Source organism: Sphingobium sp. CFD-1, assembly GCF_024611115.1.
GTDB lineage: Bacteria > Pseudomonadota > Alphaproteobacteria > Sphingomonadales > Sphingomonadaceae > Sphingobium > Sphingobium baderi_A.
Genome location: NZ_CP084398.1, coordinates 2,020,823 through 2,036,478 on the forward strand (window position 1 = coordinate 2,020,823; position 15,656 = coordinate 2,036,478).

14 protein-coding genes are annotated in these 15,656 nt (G+C 63.8%); 2 read left to right on the plus strand and 12 right to left on the minus strand.

Annotated features, from left to right (window positions below; all coding sequences use genetic code 11):
- Window positions 1-33 precede the first annotated feature (33 nt).
- From LDB26_RS10285 to LDB26_RS10315, 7 genes are all read right to left on the minus strand, one after another.
- Window positions 34-1,278 (minus strand): XrtA/PEP-CTERM system-associated ATPase, encoded by a 1,245-nt coding sequence (locus LDB26_RS10285; RefSeq protein WP_257538318.1) that lies wholly within the window; start codon window positions 1,276-1,278, stop codon window positions 34-36.
- A gap of 45 nt (window positions 1,279-1,323) precedes the next feature.
- A complete protein-coding gene (locus tag LDB26_RS10290) occupies window positions 1,324-2,940 on the minus strand; it encodes a hypothetical protein (RefSeq protein WP_257538319.1) in 1,617 nt (538 codons plus the stop codon).
- Complete coding sequence (locus tag LDB26_RS10295; protein ID WP_257538320.1) at window positions 2,937-3,866, minus strand: exopolysaccharide biosynthesis protein; 930 nt, start codon at window positions 3,864-3,866, stop codon at window positions 2,937-2,939. The genes LDB26_RS10290 and LDB26_RS10295 overlap by 4 nt, the downstream gene beginning before the upstream one ends.
- Before the next feature lie 13 nt (window positions 3,867-3,879).
- Window positions 3,880-5,397, minus strand: coding sequence for an XrtA system polysaccharide chain length determinant (locus LDB26_RS10300; protein WP_257538321.1), 1,518 nt, complete (start codon window positions 5,395-5,397; stop codon window positions 3,880-3,882).
- 1 nt (window position 5,398) lies between these two features.
- Entirely contained in the window at window positions 5,399-6,043 is a 645-nt protein-coding gene (locus LDB26_RS10305) for an XrtA/PEP-CTERM system exopolysaccharide export protein (protein ID WP_062066251.1), read from the minus strand.
- 132 nt (window positions 6,044-6,175) lie between these two features.
- A complete protein-coding gene (locus LDB26_RS10310; protein WP_257538322.1) occupies window positions 6,176-7,408 on the minus strand; it encodes a pyridoxal-dependent decarboxylase, exosortase A system-associated in 1,233 nt (410 codons plus the stop codon).
- On the minus strand, window positions 7,405-8,946 hold the full coding sequence (locus tag LDB26_RS10315) for an acyl-CoA ligase (AMP-forming), exosortase A system-associated (RefSeq protein WP_062066257.1): 1,542 nt from the start codon (window positions 8,944-8,946) through the stop codon (window positions 7,405-7,407). The genes LDB26_RS10310 and LDB26_RS10315 overlap by 4 nt, the downstream gene beginning before the upstream one ends.
- 49 nt (window positions 8,947-8,995) lie before the next feature.
- On the opposite strand from LDB26_RS10315, the gene LDB26_RS10320 reads away from it, so the two are divergent.
- Together LDB26_RS10320 and LDB26_RS10325 are read left to right on the plus strand one after the other, a co-directional pair.
- A complete protein-coding gene (locus tag LDB26_RS10320) occupies window positions 8,996-10,003 on the plus strand; it encodes a GNAT family N-acetyltransferase (RefSeq protein WP_062066260.1) in 1,008 nt (335 codons plus the stop codon).
- Window positions 10,004-10,030: 27 nt separating this feature from the next.
- Window positions 10,031-10,321 carry an acyl carrier protein gene (locus LDB26_RS10325; RefSeq protein WP_062066264.1) on the plus strand — a complete coding sequence of 97 codons (291 nt, stop codon included), beginning with the start codon at window positions 10,031-10,033 and terminating at the stop codon, window positions 10,319-10,321.
- A gap of 193 nt (window positions 10,322-10,514) precedes the next feature.
- On the opposite strand, the gene trxB is transcribed toward LDB26_RS10325, so the two are convergent.
- The 5 genes from trxB to LDB26_RS10350 all read right to left on the minus strand — a co-directional run bounded on the left by trxB (window position 10,515) and on the right by LDB26_RS10350 (window position 15,600).
- Window positions 10,515-11,477: a thioredoxin-disulfide reductase gene (gene trxB, locus LDB26_RS10330; protein ID WP_062066267.1), complete on the minus strand. Its 963-nt coding sequence runs from the start codon at window positions 11,475-11,477 to the stop codon at window positions 10,515-10,517.
- Window positions 11,478-11,596: 119 nt separating this feature from the next.
- A complete protein-coding gene (locus LDB26_RS10335; protein WP_062066269.1) occupies window positions 11,597-12,334 on the minus strand; it encodes a peptidase in 738 nt (245 codons plus the stop codon).
- A 26-nt stretch (window positions 12,335-12,360) separates the two neighbouring features.
- On the minus strand, window positions 12,361-13,233 hold the full coding sequence (locus LDB26_RS10340; protein ID WP_257538323.1) for a transglutaminase family protein: 873 nt from the start codon (window positions 13,231-13,233) through the stop codon (window positions 12,361-12,363).
- 20 nt (window positions 13,234-13,253) lie between these two features.
- Window positions 13,254-14,186 carry an alpha-E domain-containing protein gene (locus LDB26_RS10345; RefSeq protein ID WP_062066275.1) on the minus strand — a complete coding sequence of 311 codons (933 nt, stop codon included), beginning with the start codon at window positions 14,184-14,186 and terminating at the stop codon, window positions 13,254-13,256.
- A 4-nt stretch (window positions 14,187-14,190) separates the two neighbouring features.
- Window positions 14,191-15,600 (minus strand): circularly permuted type 2 ATP-grasp protein, encoded by a 1,410-nt coding sequence (locus tag LDB26_RS10350; RefSeq protein WP_062066278.1) that lies wholly within the window; start codon window positions 15,598-15,600, stop codon window positions 14,191-14,193.
- Between the last annotated feature and the right edge of the window lie 56 nt (window positions 15,601-15,656).

Genomic DNA, 15,656 nt, shown 5'->3' on the forward strand with positions numbered 1-15,656 from the left:
CTCGCCGCTCCGCACACATCCGGCAAGCCGCGATCAGGCGGCGGCGTCCTGTTGCAAGGGAGCCATGCGCTCTTCGCGCTCGACCCAGTCGATCAGCAGGGTGAGGACGCGGCGCAAGGCGGTATCCTGTTCCTGCGCGCGGGATTCAAGGCCGCTCAGCCGCTCCTCGATCAGCGTGAAGCAGTCCTTGAGCGCTTCGGGGTCGACCGAAGGCGTCATGGAGATATGCGCCTGCACCGCGCGCAGCGACGATATTTCAGCGCGCAGCGCGGCGATCTCATCCAGCAGGGCGGAAGGGAGTGCTTCCCGGGCCGGCGCGACGTCCACCGCTTCGGTATGCTCCGCCTCCGTTTCGGGTGCAGGATCGGCGTCCGGCCCTTCGCTCTCCCCGTCAACGATGTCAGCAACAGGCGCGACCGGATCGGCCACAGTGTCCAGGGCGGAGGGCGCGACCGCTTCCGGTTCAGCCTCGTCAATGCCCATGTCGGCCATCACGGCCTGCACGGCATCGCCGTCGATCTCGCCAAGCTGTTCGATCGCACCCAGCAGCAGCAGACGGCTGACCAGCGCGTTGACGCGGCGAGGCACGCCGTCCGTCGCGGCATAGATCGCGGCAAAGGCTTCGGCGGTGAAATGCGGATTGCCGGTCCAGCCGACCAGCGAGAGGCGATGGACGATATAGGGTTCGACCTCATTTGCCATCATCGGTTCCAGATGATGGGTGGCGATGACGCGCTGGCGAAGCTGTTCAAGCTGAGGCGATTTCAGCAGGTCGCGAAACTCCGGCTGGCCCAGAAGGAAAATCTGGAGCAGCGATTGCCCGCCAAGCTGGAAGTTGGAGAGCATCCGCAATTCCTCGACCGCGGAAATGGGGAGGTTCTGCGCTTCATCGACGATCAGCAGCGAACGGCGACCCAACCGCGCCTGCGCGTGGAGGAAGCCTTCGATCTGACGCAATATCTGCGCCTTGGGCAGGCCATCGACGGCAAGGCCGAAGCTCTGCGCGGCAAGGCGGAGCATGTCGTCGCCCTCCACCTGCGTCGACACGATCTTCACCGCCGTCAGCCGCTGCGGGTCGATGGTGTTCATCAGATGGCCGACCAGCGTCGTCTTGCCCGCGCCGATGTCGCCGGTGATGACGATGAAGCCTTCGCCCTGCGCCAGGCCATAGCCCAGATAAGACAGCGCCTTGCGATGCGTCGCGCTCTCGAAATAGAAATGCGGGTCCGGCGTGAGCTGGAACGGTCGGCCCTGCAATCCATAGAACTGATCGTACATCTTGTCGTCTCCATCCGGCCCGTCGCAATCGTGACCGGAAACCCTTTAAAAGCTGTAACGCAGGCCAAGCTGGCCCATGGCGGTGATGACCGTGTCGAGATCATCTCCCTTCGCGCCATCGACACCAAGGGCCGCCGATGCCGTCAGGCGGCGGGAAATGGTGCGGTAATAGCCGGTGAAGGCGCCCCCGTTCAGCACGTCGGGGCGGCCGCCGCTGGCATTGAAATAGTTGATATAGACGCCGGTGCCGATGCTGTCCCGCTCGCTGAGCGCATAGTTGAGCGAGGCGTCGGCATACCAGTTCTCATCCTTCGTGCCGCGGATATAGATGGTGTCTCCCGACGGCGTGATGAACTTGCGCTGCGAATAGCCCGCGCCGATGCCCAAATCCCACGGGCCATGCCGCTTTGCATATTGCATCGCGACGCCGCGATAGCGGAAATTGGCTTCGGCGATCCCGCTCAAGGCATCGTTGAAGCACTGTCCACCGCCCGTCGGCGAGAAAGCGCAGCCCGTCAGATCGCCGGTGAAGGGGTTACGCATCACATTGAGATTGCTGCGCGACAGGCTTGCCACGTCGGATGTTATCATGCGGCCGAAGCTGTCGATTCCGTCAAAGACGATGACGGCGAAGGAACTGTCGCGCCCCTGCCATGTGAAGCTGCCCTGATAGGTCATGGAGCCGTAACGGCGGCCGACCCGCGCTTCCAGCGAGGTGCGATGGCTGGGCCGCCAAAGCACGCCCACATCCCACATGATCCCGTCGAAGTCGTAAAGCAGCGCGCGCGGCGAGCTTTTGTCGGTCACGAAGCGGCCGTTGGAAATGACCGGAACCCCGTTCGTGTCCAGCAGCGGCGAACGCTGGCGGATCTCGATATTTTCATAGCCGATGCCGCCCACGACCGCGACGGTCGGGGACACCGGCAGCATGGCGTCCAGCCTGCCCCATTTATCCTCGAACCGCTGGTCGAGCTGGCTGGCGTCTTCCCGGCTATAGCCGCCGCTCGCGACCAGACCGACCGGCAACACGACGCCCGGCCCGACGCCCACCGATCCAGTGAGCATGTGCGACCAGCTATCGTCGAACGATCCGCCACGTTCCGCGCCGGAGAAATCCCGGTTGAGATTATCCTCCACCCGCGCATAGCCCAGGCGATAGGCGGCGGTGACGTCGAAAATGCCCAGCTTGTCGGCATAGGTCGGGCCGACATAGCCCGCATAGACCTGGCTGGTGGCGCTGCTGCCGAAGGTCGAAGCGCCCGAATAGCCATCGGTCCGCGCACGCGTTCCCAGCGCGCCCGCGTCGATGGCAAGCCCGCGCGCGACATTGATCCGACCGCTGACGATGCCGCTGATGACATCCTGATCGGCAAAATCATCGCTCCAGCCAAAAAGGTGGCTATATTGCACATCGATGGCGGCTTCGACGCGGCGGCTCTGAAACTGCGCGGTGACGCCCGCCGTGACATTGGTGTAGGTCAGGACGTCGCCATCGCCCTTGAGCGGCGCGAGAACGACCTGATCGACCCCCAGATAGGGCGTCACATCAGTGCGCTGCCCGTTGCCGCCCGACTGGGCGAAAGCAGGCGTGGCGCAGGCAAGCGTAGCCGCCGCGCCCCATGCGATCCATCGCACACGCCCTGCAAGCCGCTGGGTGGTCATGAACTGCTGCCTTCCTTGGAATAATAGCCGCCGAAACGGCGCGCGCCCGAAGCGAAGCGGACGCCATTGAGCAGAAGCTGCACCTGCGTTCCGCCTTTCAGCATGGCGGCGGCTTCGCGCAGGGCGTTTTCGTTGGTCCTGTCCGCCCGGACGACGAGCAGAGGGATGGCGGCATGGCCCGCCAACACGGCCGCCGCCGAAGCCGCCAGCAAAGGCGGCGAATCGAACAGGATGATGCGTTCGGGCCGTCCTTCCGCCAGCCGCCGGAGCAGCATTTCGGTGCGGGCGGAGGAGAGATATTCCGTGTCATTGTTGCTCGGCTGACCGGCTGGAAGCACGGACAGCGCGGGAATGTCCGTCCGGATCACGCAATCCTCGATCGCGATGGCGGGATTGCTGATCGCATCCATCAGGCCGGGGCCTGCGGTCAGGCCCAACGCGTCAGGAATGCCGGGCTTGCCGAAATCGGCGTCCACCAGCAGGATTTCGCGGTCCTTTTCCGCCGCCAGGCTGATCGCGAGGTTGATGGCGCAGAAGCTCTTCCCCTCCCCGCTATGGGGCGAGCAGAGGAGGATGCGGTTGCCCCGCGCATTGTCCTGAAGCTGGGTCAGCAGGTCACGCTTGAGCAGGCGAAACTCCTCGCTCATCGTCGTGACAGGGCCGCCGGGAAGCAAATAGCCTTCTTCGGCCAGCTTCTCGCGGTCCACATGCTGGACCGGGCCGGTCCATGCGGGCGCGCGGAACTGCGGTTCCTCGAAAGCGGGGACAGCCAGTTCCGGCGCGATTCCGGCAGCCGGGAGCGGCGCTTCCACGGGCGCTTCCACGGCAGGCGCGGCGCGGCCTTTCAGCGCGGCGTCGAAATCATAGATTTTCGTCGCGCGCTCGAACAGCGAACCGCTGGCCGACAGGGAGCTATGCTTGTTCATGAATGAAGCCTCCTCACGCCATGCCGCGCTGAATGAATTCGATGGCGATCAGCAGCAGGCAGACCGCCGCCAGACCGCCACTTGCGCCAGCGAACCATTTCAGCCTCTGCCGTTCGATCACGGCCTGCCCGGCGCTGAACGTCTGGCTGATGGATCCGATGACGGGGATGCCGGCGGCGCGCTCCAGACGGGCGGCGGTCGGGAAAGTGCCCTTGAGCTGGCCGATGGCGAACGCGACGCCCACACCCGCGCCAATCCCCAGCACCAGCACGCCGATCAGCAGGACCGGGCGATTGGGCGCGACGGGCGCGCTGGGCGCGCTGGGCGGCGCGAGCACGCGGAACTGCACGGCGCCGGTTTCGGTCTTTACCTCGCCGCGCAGGCGGATTTCCTCACGGTCGGACAGCAGCTTATCATATTGCGCCTTGAGCACGTCATAGTCGCGGGCGAGCTTTTCCTGCTCGGCGGCGATGCCGGGTTCGTTCGTCTGGCGCGAGGTCATGACGTTGAGGTCGGCCTGCAACTGCGCCTTGCGGGCGCCCAGCGCCTGCACGGTCGCGGCGCGTTCGGTCTGCATGGACTTGACCGACAGATAAGCGGGATTGGGCGTGCCGCCGGCGCCAGCCGCGCCGCCGCCCTGCTTGCGGAGCGCATCGACCTGCCTCTGCATGGCGATGACGTCGGGATGGTCGGCGGTCCAGCCGCGCGAACGCATGGAGGCCAGGTCCGCCTGCGCCTGCGCCAGAGCGGACGGTCCGCCCGAAGCGCCAACGCCCGGCAGCGTCTGCGGCGTGCCCGCGAGTTGGCCGTTCATCGCCGTCAGCGCGCTTTGCGCCTGCACGAGCTGCGAATCGATATTGCTGATTTCCTGCCGGGCCGCGTCCATGCGCTGACCGATGGTGCCCGCGCCGGGAAGCAGGCCAATGAAACGCTGTTCGAATTCGGCGCGGCGCTGTTCGGCGGCGGCAAGCTGCTTGCCGCGCTGCGCGATCTGCTGGTCGAGGAAGGCGAGGCTCTGTTTCGTTTCCGTCCGGTCGCTGGTCAGGTTCGCTTCCTGGAAGATGTCGATCATCTTCTGCACGACCTGCTGCGCGATGCGGGCATTGGCGCCGTCCGACAGGCTGCTGTCGGCGGACACGGCGCTGATGTCGATCATGCTGGGATCGGCTTGCGCCATGATGGAGATGTTCTCGCGCAGGGCGCTGATCTTCGCGGCCATGTCGCGGGGGCCGGAAATGCCTTGCGACAGATCGGTGCCGCGCACGACCTTTTCCAGATTTTCCGCGCTGGCCAGCGTCTGGCGAAGGCGATCCAGGTCCTGCTGGGACTGGACCTGCGTGATGCCGACCTTGTCCTCTAGCAGCGACTGCGTGTTCACATAGACACGAGCCTTCGATTCATAGCTGTTGGGGATGAGCGCCACGGCCAGCCAGCCCAGCATGCACACGCCCCACGCCACCGCCAGCGCCATCCAGCGCCGGTTCCAGATGCCGTGGAGGATGACCAGAAGCTCGTCGTAAAGTCCTGCCATATCAGAACATGCTTTCCGGGATGATGATGACGTCGCCGGGCGCCAGCATGACATTCGCCTTGCTGTCGCCGCGCTTCAGCAGGTCGCCGATGCGAACCTGATATTCGGTCTGCTTGGCGCTTTCCTTGTCGAAGCGGACCAGACGCGCCTTGTTGCCTGCCGCATATTCGGAAAGGCCGCCCACCGCGATCATCGCATCGAGCAGCGTCATGTTCGCGCGATAGGGGATGGAGGCGGGCTTTTCCGTCGCGCCGACGATCCGCACCTGCTGGCTGAACGTGCCGGAAAAATTATTGACGATCACCGAAACCAGCGGATTTTCGATATATTTGGACAGCGCCTGCTTGATGTCTTCAGACAGCATCTTGGGCGTCTTGCCGACGGCGGGCAGGTCGGTGATGAGCGGCGTGGTGATGCGTCCATCGGGGCGCACCTGAACCTTCGCGCCCAGTTCGGGATTGCGCCACACGAAGATGGTGAGTTCGTCGAGCGGGCCGATGACATATTCCTCGCCCGGCTTTTCTTCCGTGGCGACGAAGGATGCGGGCGGCAGTTGCGGGCCGTTGGCGCTCGATGCACAGCCCGACAGCACCATGGCGGAAAGGGATGCACCGATAACGAGCCTGGAAATCCGCTGAAAACCCATAATCTCACCTCTTTATGCGTCACGCGCTGGCGACCGCCAAAGAGGTGAGGCAGGCCGGATCAGCACATGGCTTCAGCCTCTCTCATGCCCGCAAAGGGTAAAGATACCGTTAGGATTTAAATCATCCCGGATTCAGCCGATCAGAAGCTGGCGCGCGGGGGGATGACCCAGAAATGTCGCAGGACTGGCCGACGCGCCATAGGCTCCGGCGAGGAAAATCGCGATCAGATCGCCCTCGTTAACCGGTGGCAGCGCGACTTTATCACCCAGACGATCGATAGGGGTGCATAAACATCCAACGATAGTCACCGGCTCATTCTTTGGTTCTATGTCGAATCGATTCGCGACAGCGATCGGATAGTTGCGCCGGACCACCGTGCCGAAATTACCGCTGGCGGCGAGCTGGTGATGCAGCCCGCCGTCCACGACGACGAAGGTTTCGCCCATGCTTTGCTTCACGTCGATCACGCGGGTCAGGTAGACGCCCGCCTCCCCCACCAGCCAGCGGCCGAGTTCCATGGCGAAGCTGCTGTCGCGCAGCATGTCTGCGCGCCCTTCCAGCGCGCTTTCCAACGCCGCGCCGATGGGGCGGATATCCAACCGTTGATCGCCGGGGAAATAGGCAAGGCCGAAGCCGCCGCCCAGATTGACCAGCGGCGGGGTCGCGCCGACTTCCTCCGACAGGCGCGCCGCAAGGCCGAGGGTCGCGACCTGCATGTCGGTGATCGCCTGCGGGTCGAGCGCCTGACTGCCCGCAAAGATATGCCAGCCGCGCCATTCCGCGCCCGCCTCCATCACCGAGCGGGCGAGCGCAGCGGCGCGATCCGCGTCCACGCCGAAGGGCTTGGATCCGCCCCCCATCCTCATTCCCGACCCCTTGAGATCGAAGTCCGGGTTTACCCGGATGGCGAGCTTTGGCGTGATCCCCAGACGGTCGCCAATCGCCAGTGCGCGGCGTGCTTCCCCCTCCGACTCCAGATTGATGGTCGCGCTGGACTGGATCGCGGCGGTCAGTTCGTCGTCGCGCTTGCCCGGCCCGGCGAAGCTGATGTGCGCGGGGTCCATGCCCGCCTCCAGCGCCAGCGCCAGTTCCCCGCCCGAGGCCACGTCAAAGCCATCCACCAGCCCCGTCATGCGTGCCAGCAATGGCGCATAGGGGTTGGCCTTCATCGCATAGTGGATCGCCAGCACATCGGGCATGGCATCGCGCAAGGCGCGGACCTGCGCTTCCACGATACCCATGTCATAGACGAACAGAGGCGTGTCGTCCGCTTCATCGACAAGGCTGGCCGCGCCACAGCCGCCGATCAGCAACATGCCGTCCTCGGCGGAGAAATGCGGCGGAATGGGGCCCATCGGTTTCATGCCGCATAGTCCTTTGCGAGGGTCACGCGGTCGATCTTCCCATTGGGATTGCGCGGAAATTCGGCCAGCACGACAATCTCCCTGGGCTGCATGAAATTGGGGAGTTCGGCCTTGAGCCGCGCTTCCACTTGCGCCTTTACACCCTCATCGCCCGCGCGCAACAGCAGCAGCACCGCCTGCCCCAGCCGGTCGTCTTTCACACCCAGCGCAACAGCCTCCGCCACCCCTTCGACCGTGACGGCGGCTTCCTCGATCTCGGTCGGGCTGATCCGGTTTCCGGCGGACTTTATCATCGCATCGTCCCGTCCGACAAAAAAGAGCAGCCCTTCCCCGTCCCGCCGCACCGTGTCGCCCGACCAGACCGCCGTGCCGCCATAGCGGGACGCAGGCGGCGCGGGCCTGAAACGCTCCGCCGTGCGCTGGGCGTCGCGCCAATAGCCCTGCGCGACGAGCGGACCGCAATGGACCAGTTCGCCCGGCTCCTCGTCATCGGTCAGGCTGCCGTCGGGGCGCACGACCAATATCTCCGCGAAGGGGATGGCCGAACCCATGCTGTCGGGATGGCTCTCCACCAGCGCGGGCGGGAGATAGGTGGAGCGGAAGGCTTCGGTGAGACCATACATGGGATAAAGATCCGCCTGCGGGAACAGCGCCCGCAGCTTCGCCACCAGCGGACGGGTCAGCGCGCCGCCGCTGTTAGTGAGGCGCTTCAGCTTCGCCGCGGTTTCGGGGGGCCAATCCAGTTCCGTAAGTTGCACCCAGAGCGGCGGCACGCCTGCCAAGGTCGTGATGTCGCGCCGGTCCACCGACTTCATGACGTCACGCGGCGTCAGATAATCAAGCGGATAGACGCATCCGCCCGCATACCATGTCGAAAAAAGCTGGTTCTGCCCATAATCGAAGCTGAACGGCAGGACGCACAGCGTGCGATCCTGCGGCGACAGGCGCAGATAATCAGCCACAGCCACCGCGCCGAGCCACAGATTGGCATGGCTGAGCATCACGCCCTTGGGCCGCCCGGTCGAACCGCTGGTATAGAGGATGGCGGCCAGATCGTCGGGCGCGGCATCGGAAGGGCCGATCCCCTCTCCCCCACTCATCCCGGCAGCGGCGTCATCCTCACGGTGGAGATGACAGCCGGACGGCACATCGCCCTCGCCCAGCGTATCCAGCCGGGCCGCCGTGCCGATCAAAAGCGCCGCGCCGCTGTCCGCCAATATGTGCGCGACCTGCGTGTGTTTGAGCAGCGGATTGATCGGCACATGGACCAACCCGGCACGCGGCGCGGCGAGCGGCATCAGCGCGGCCACCGGCCCCTTGGCGATCCAGCTTGCCACGCGCGCGCCACGCTCCAGCCCGAATCCGGCGAGCCAGCCCGCCAGACGCGCCAAAGTTTGCTCCAGTTCGGAGAAATTATAGCTGCCTGAACGGCCGTCCAGCGCCGGATGCATGGGCTCACCGCGCAGCAGCACATGGTCGATAGGCTGCAATTTCCCATCGCCATAGCGGAGGCCATAGAGGGGATCGCTTAACTTCATCTCCAGACTTTTCCTTTAGGCGCGTGGGGCGTGCCGGGGAGATAGTGGTTTGGCGGTCACAAGGGAATATCGCAGCTTCGCGGAAGTCCGTCCGGCGCTGGCCGGGCGGCTGGATCGCGCCGCGACGCCCTGCCTGTTCGACCGGATCGACTGGTTCGAATCGCTCCAGAACCACTGTTTTGCCGGTCAGCCCACTTATATTCTTCAGGTGATGCAGGCGGATGCGGAGCTTTGGCTGTTCCTGCTGCCATCCGATGCGCGCCGTCTTTCGGCTCTCGCTAACTGGTATAGTTTCGTTTGGCGACCGATCTTCCTTGGCTCGCCCGCTCCCCCATTGCAGACGGAATTGCTGGAGGCAGCCGCTCGCCATCTGTTGAGCCGTCACGCCCAGATCGATTTCTATCCGATGCAGGATGAAGCCGACCGGATGCTGTCCGCCTTTCGCCGCGCCGGATGGTTCGCGGTGCGCCGCCCCATGGGCGGGCGGCATTTGCTGAACGTCAAAGGGCGCGATTTCGCCAGCTATTGGGCGCAGCGCCCCGGACGCCTTCGCAGCCAGGTCAGGCGCAAGGGGCGCGGTCATCCCTTTGTCATGGAGATAACCGGTCGCCTGAACGATGCCTTGTGGACCGATTACCAGCATGTCCATGCCCGGAGCTGGAAGGACGCGGAACCGGGCCTCTCCTTCCTGCGCGAACTGGCCGAGCGGGAAAGCGCGGCGGGCACGTTGCGGATGGGCTTTGCACGACGGGATGATATGCCGGTCGCCACGCAGATCTGGACCGTGGAAAACGACATCGCGCTGATCCACAAGCTATCGCACGATCAGGCTTTCGATCAGGCTTCGCCCGGCACGTTGCTAAGCCATGCCATGTTCGCCCACGCGATCGACACGGATCGTGTGTCGGTCATCGATTATGGCACGGGCGACAATCCCTATAAGAAGGATTGGATGGAAGACCGGGCGACGCTACATCGCATCGATTGTTTCAATCCGCGTCACGCCTCCACATGGCTGCCGGCCGCACGGACAGCCATTTCCGCGCTTGTGGGATAGACCGGGAACGATTAGAGGGCGCCCATCATGCGGGCAGAAGATTCTCAGCCGGTCGACCGGATGGACGATGTGGATGGCCTGACGCGAGCGCTGCTGCGCGACGTGCTGGGCCTGTCGCAGGAACGGGTCGACGCTTTCGAAGTCGATACGCCGCTGTTCGGCGCGCTGCCGGAACTGGATTCCATGGCTGTCGCGGGCCTGCTCACCGAAATGGAAGACCGCTTCCACATCCTGATCGACGATGAGGATATTGACGGCGATACGTTCGAGACATTCGGAACGCTGGTCGCCTTCGCGCGGATGAAGATCGGCGGTTAAGGCCAGTTTTCAGCCATGAGGGGCCATAACCCTCACCGTCATGCAGAACTTGCTTCAGTATCCATCGCGCCTCGCAACCTCCACTCAATCCAGCGAAACGGACCCTGAGCCGAAGGCCAGCGAAGCTAAATTCAGCATGGCGGAGGGGGTTATGGCCGCATCATAACCCCACCGCCACCGAACAAAGGCGACTCTACTCCGCCGCGAGCGCCTCGAAATCGGCTTCGGCAAGGAATTTCTCCACGTCCAGCGCGGCCATGCAGCCCATGCCCGCCGCCGTCACGGCCTGCCGATAGATTTTGTCGGTGACGTCGCCCGCCGCGAACACGCCGGGGATGGCGGTCCGGGTCGTGCCCTTTTCCACCAGCAGATAGCCATCGTCCATCGGCAGCTTGCCCGCGAACAATTCGGTCGCGGGCTGGTGCCCGATGGCCACGAACGCGCCGTCCGCCTCGATATGGCTGGCCTTGCCCGTCACCGTGTCGATCAGGTCGACGCCGACCAGACCTTCAGGATCGCCGCCGCCCACAAAGCGTTCGACCTTCTGGTTCCAGACGACCTTGATGTTCGGATGCGCGAACAGGCGTTCCTGCAGGATCTTTTCCGCGCGGAATGAATCGCGGCGATGGATCAGCGTCACGTCATGGCTGTGATTGGTGAGGTAGAGCGCCTCCTCGACCGCCGTATTGCCGCCGCCGATCACAACCACTTTCTTGCCGCGATAGAAAAAGCCATCGCAGGTGGCGCAGGCCGACACGCCCTTGCCCTGAAGCAACTGCTCGCCCTCCGCGCCCAGCCATTTGGCCTGCGCGCCGGTGCAGATCACCAGGCTGTCGGCGACATAGACGGTGCCGCTATCCCCGGTCAGGCGGAAAGGGCGCTGCGAAAGGTCGACATCGACAATCATGTCATAGACCATCTGCGCGCCGACATGTTCGGCCTGCGCCTGCATCTGCTCCATCAGCCAAGGCCCCTGGATCACGTCCTTGAAGCCGGGATAATTCTCTACATCCGTCGTGATGGTAAGCTGCCCGCCCGGCTGCATCCCCTGCACCACGATCGGCGCCAGACCCGCGCGCGCGCCGTAAATGGCGGCGGACAGGCCAGCAGGGCCGGAACCGAGGATGAGCATGCGGGTCGAATGGGTAGCGGTCATGATGGTCTTTCAGCTGCGATTCGTTGTGGGCAAGGAGATAAGGCCCGCCTGCCTTCGCGCAAGCATCAGTTGGCCATGGATTTCCCTCTGCCCCTGATAGGCCAGCGATCAGCCGGCGTTCAGTCCAGCACATTGGGCAGGGCCTGAAACCCCTTCCGCAACGCGGCGGACCAGCCCTTCGAAATTTTCCAAAATTGCCTGTCATCCGCCTCGATACGGGTGCGGACACGGAAATCGAATGCATCCCGCTCGATCACGGCGAGGTCGAGCGGCATCCCCACGGAAAGGTTGGAACGCAGCGTCGAATCCATCGACACCAGCACCGCCTTCGCAGCGTCCTCCAGACTGGTTTTGCGCTGAATGATGCGATCCAGGATCGGCTTGCCATATTTATGTTCGCCGATCTGGAAGAAGGGCGTGTCCTCGGTCGCCTCGATGAAGTTGCCGGCGGAATAGACCAGATAAAGACGCGGCTTCCCGCCCTTGCGCTGTCCAGCGATCAGGATGGAAGCGTCGGCGGCCGATCCCTGCATTTCGATCGTGTTGCGATATTGCCCCTGCATCGAACACATGGCGTCGCCCACAATCTCCGCCACGCGGTGCATGGTCGGACAGTTGAGGATGGTTTCGACATCGGGATCAAGCGCAGAATCCTTGATCGCGCGCCCCAGCATCGTCTTGACGCCCTGCGTGATGGACAGGTTGCCGGAACACATGAGGGCGATGGCGCGCTCGCCGGGGTTCACATAGGTGAAGGTTTTCCGAAAACGAGCGATATTGTCCATGCCCGCATTGGTGCGGGTGTCGGACAGCATGACCAGTCCCTGGTCGACGCGCACCGCCACACAATATGTCATGCCCCTGCGGCTCCCCGAATGCCTGCCTATCTCTTCAGGATGGACGAGCGCGCGCTTTGCTGCTGCTGTTGCTGCAACTGCCGCGCCTCCAGCCCTTCCTCGGCCTGCGCGATCCGGACGTCCGCGTCAATCCACATATCGCCCGTCAGCGTGACCGAACCCCGGATCGGCGCGGCGGCATCCGCGTCCAGCCCCGACGCCACGCGCAGATAGCTTTCGGTGACGCAGACCTGGTTGGACGGATCAAACCCCACCCAGCCAAGATCGGGCACCAACGCTTCGGCCCAGCCATGGGTTTCGTGCAGGGCATGGCCTTCTTCCGCCAGCAGATAGCCCGAAACGTAGCGCGCCGGCATCCCCAGCGCCCGCGCGCCGGCGATGAATATCTGGGCATGATCCTGACAGACGCCCGCGCCCAGGGCAAAGGCTTCGGCGGCGGCGGTGTCCGCCGCCGTCACGCCGGAGCGATAACTGACCGCTTCCCTGATTGCCGCGGACAGGGCATGGAGCTGATCCAGCGGCGACCCCTGCTGCCCCACGGAAAGGGCCAGATCGCGAATCCCGTCGGATGCACGCGTCAGCGGCGTATCGCGCAGGAAGTAACGCGGATCGACCTGCCCTGACGGCCAACCAAGGACGCCATGGGTTTCCGTCGTCTCCGCCAGTCCCTCCGCCACGACGGTGACATGGTCGATCTGACCATGGCAAATCCACACCGCCTCCTTCTCTCCATTGCCGTTGAGGTGAAAGCCGGTGACCGGTTCGTCATTGATGCTGACACGCCACTCCCGCACCTTTTGCTGCGGCGTGTCGACGGGCATCAGCTTCAGCCGCATGGCGACGCGGCCCGCCGACTGGGCATAGCGATAGACAGTCTGGTGCCGGATGAGCAGTTTCATGACGGAACGCTCTACCTTTGCTAAATGAAATAATAGGTCTGGGCGATTTCATGGCCCAGCTTGTTGGTCATCTTCAGCCCCATCTGCACGGTTTCGTGCAAGCCGCGGCGGAAAATCTCTCCGCTATCCAGCCCTTCCATGACGCCGACCATTTCCTGCACGGTATCGTGGCATGGCCCCCGCGAATCATGCCATCCCGCCAGCCGGTTGAGCCGGTAGGCAAGCTGATCGGCGCAAAAGGCGACGCTGCGTGGGAACAGCCGGTTGAGCATCAGGAAGTCAGTGATCTGCCAGGGCGTATAGGTGCCGCCATAGACATGATGATAGGCCCGCACCCCGGACAGGGCATAAAGCACCGATGTCCATTGATAATGATCGCGGTTGCCGCCGATGACCTCCGTTTCGGGGAGCAGGACATAATATTTGACGTCCAGCAGCCGCAACGTCATCTGCGCCCGCTCTAGCGCGGCCCCGGCCCGCAGGAAATCATGGCCCTCGTTGCGAAGCTGTCCCGCATCGGCCGCGCCCCGGAAAGTCATCACCCGTGTCTTGACCCAGTCGATCAGCGCGGGAAGCTGCTGCCGCGCCTCGGCCAGGTCATAGCTGTCGAGCTTGCGCCAGCCCTCGTTCAATGATTCCCACATGTCCTGCGTCAGCATCGTGCGCGCCGACTTCGCATTGGCCCGCGCTTTGAGCAGGCAGGACCGGATCGAGGATGGATTGTCCGGGTCCAGCATCAGATAGGATACGACATCGCTTTCGGTGACGGGCGTTCCTGCGGGGAACTGCCCCTCGCATCCCGCCGCGCGGACAACCGACCGCCATTCGTCGCGGTGATGCGCGCCTGGCAGGATCGTCATGCGCTGCCCCATCGTCAGCAGGCGCGCGGTGGCTTCGGCCCGCTCCATATAGCGGGCCATCCAGAAAAGGTTTTCAGCGGTCCGGCTCAGCATCGCATCAATCCTGTAGCACCCATGTATCCTTGACCCCGCCGCCCTGGCTGGAGTTCACGACCAGCGACCCTTCGGTCAACGCCACGCGGGTCAACCCGCCGGGCACCAGCCGGATCTGCTTGCCAACGAGGCAATAGGGACGGAAATCGGCATGGCGGCCCACCACGCTGGCGGGGCCGAGCGTCGGAACGGTGGACAGGTCCAGCGTCGGCTGGGCGATGAATTCGCCGGGATTGGCCCTGATCCGGTCGGCATAGGCTTCGACCTCGGCCGTCGACGCCTTTGGCCCGATCAACATGCCATACCCGCCCGACCCATGGACTTCCTTCGCCACCAGTTCGTGCAGATGCTCCAGCACATAGGCGCATTCGTCCGGCCTGGAGCATTGCCATGTCTGGATATTGTCGAGGATCGGCTGCTCGCCCAGGTAGAAGCGGATCATCTCCGGCACGTAAATATAGACCGCCTTGTCGTCCGCGATCCCCGCGCCCGGCGCGGAGGCCAGCGTCACGCCGCCGCTGCGATAGACATGAAAGATGCCGGGAATACCGAGCTGGCTGTCGGGCCGGAAGGTCAATGGGTCGAGATATTCGTCGTCGATCCGGCGATAGATCACGTCGACCGCCTTTGGCCCCAGCGTCGTCTTCATCCAGACCCGGCCATCGTCCACGAACAGGTCCGCCGGTTCCACCAGTTCCACGCCCATCAGGTCGGCGAGGAAACTATGCTCATAATAAGCGCTGTTGAGCGCGCCGGGCGTCAGCACCACCACGACCGGATCGCCCTTGCAGGCGGGCGGGGCGACCTCCTTGAGGCTTTTGAGAAGTTCGGCGGGATAATCATCCACCGGCGCGACAAGTCCTTCGCCAAACAGCTCCGGGAACATGCGCGTCATGATCTCCCGGTTCTCCAGCATGTAGGATACGCCCGAAGGCGTGCGGCAATTATCCTCCAACACCTCGAAACGCGCCGACCCCGTCCGCACGATGTCGATGCCCACGATATGGCTGTAAACCCTGCCCGGCGGCGTAAAACCCACCATTTCGGCCAGATAGGCGCTGTTCCGATAAATGATGTCGGCCGGGATGATCCCCGCCTTGATGATCTCTCCGCGATGATAGACGTCGAGCAGGAAGGCATTCAATGCCCGCGCCCGCTGCTTGATGCCCCGGTCCAACACCCGCCATTCCTGCGCGGTGAAGATGCGGGGGAGCAGATCGAAGGGGATCAACCTTTCCGGATCGCCGCCTTCGCCATAGACGGCGAAAGTAATGCCGATGCGGCGAAAAATCGCTTCGGCTTCCTCCATGCGACGATTGAGCCCGGCTATACCGGTCCGCTCCACCCATTTCTGCACTTCGTCGTAACAGGCGCGAACGGAACCATCAGGCTCAAACATTTCATGGAAGGGCAAAGCGTCGATCCTCCCTCGGCCAAAGGCCAATTGTGCATTGCAGCATTAGTGCAATG

Coding starts and splice junctions, on each gene's coding strand:
- LDB26_RS10290 (WP_257538319.1), bottom strand. CDS start 2,940: ATGACCACCCAGCGGCTTGCAGGGCGTGTGCGATGGATCGCATGGGGC.
- LDB26_RS10315 (WP_062066257.1), bottom strand. CDS start 8,946: ATGAAGTTAAGCGATCCCCTCTATGGCCTCCGCTATGGCGATGGGAAA.
- LDB26_RS10300 (WP_257538321.1), bottom strand. CDS start 5,397: ATGGCAGGACTTTACGACGAGCTTCTGGTCATCCTCCACGGCATCTGG.
- LDB26_RS10340 (WP_257538323.1), bottom strand. CDS start 13,233: ATGAAACTGCTCATCCGGCACCAGACTGTCTATCGCTATGCCCAGTCG.
- LDB26_RS10335 (WP_062066269.1), bottom strand. CDS start 12,334: ATGACATATTGTGTGGCGGTGCGCGTCGACCAGGGACTGGTCATGCTG.
- LDB26_RS10305 (WP_062066251.1), bottom strand. CDS start 6,043: ATGGGTTTTCAGCGGATTTCCAGGCTCGTTATCGGTGCATCCCTTTCC.
- trxB (WP_062066267.1), bottom strand. CDS start 11,477: ATGACCGCTACCCATTCGACCCGCATGCTCATCCTCGGTTCCGGCCCT.
- LDB26_RS10285 (WP_257538318.1), bottom strand. CDS start 1,278: ATGTACGATCAGTTCTATGGATTGCAGGGCCGACCGTTCCAGCTCACG.
- LDB26_RS10310 (WP_257538322.1), bottom strand. CDS start 7,408: ATGAAACCGATGGGCCCCATTCCGCCGCATTTCTCCGCCGAGGACGGC.
- LDB26_RS10345 (WP_062066275.1), bottom strand. CDS start 14,186: ATGCTGAGCCGGACCGCTGAAAACCTTTTCTGGATGGCCCGCTATATG.
- LDB26_RS10295 (WP_257538320.1), bottom strand. CDS start 3,866: ATGAACAAGCATAGCTCCCTGTCGGCCAGCGGTTCGCTGTTCGAGCGC.
- LDB26_RS10325 (WP_062066264.1), top strand. CDS start 10,031: ATGCGGGCAGAAGATTCTCAGCCGGTCGACCGGATGGACGATGTGGAT.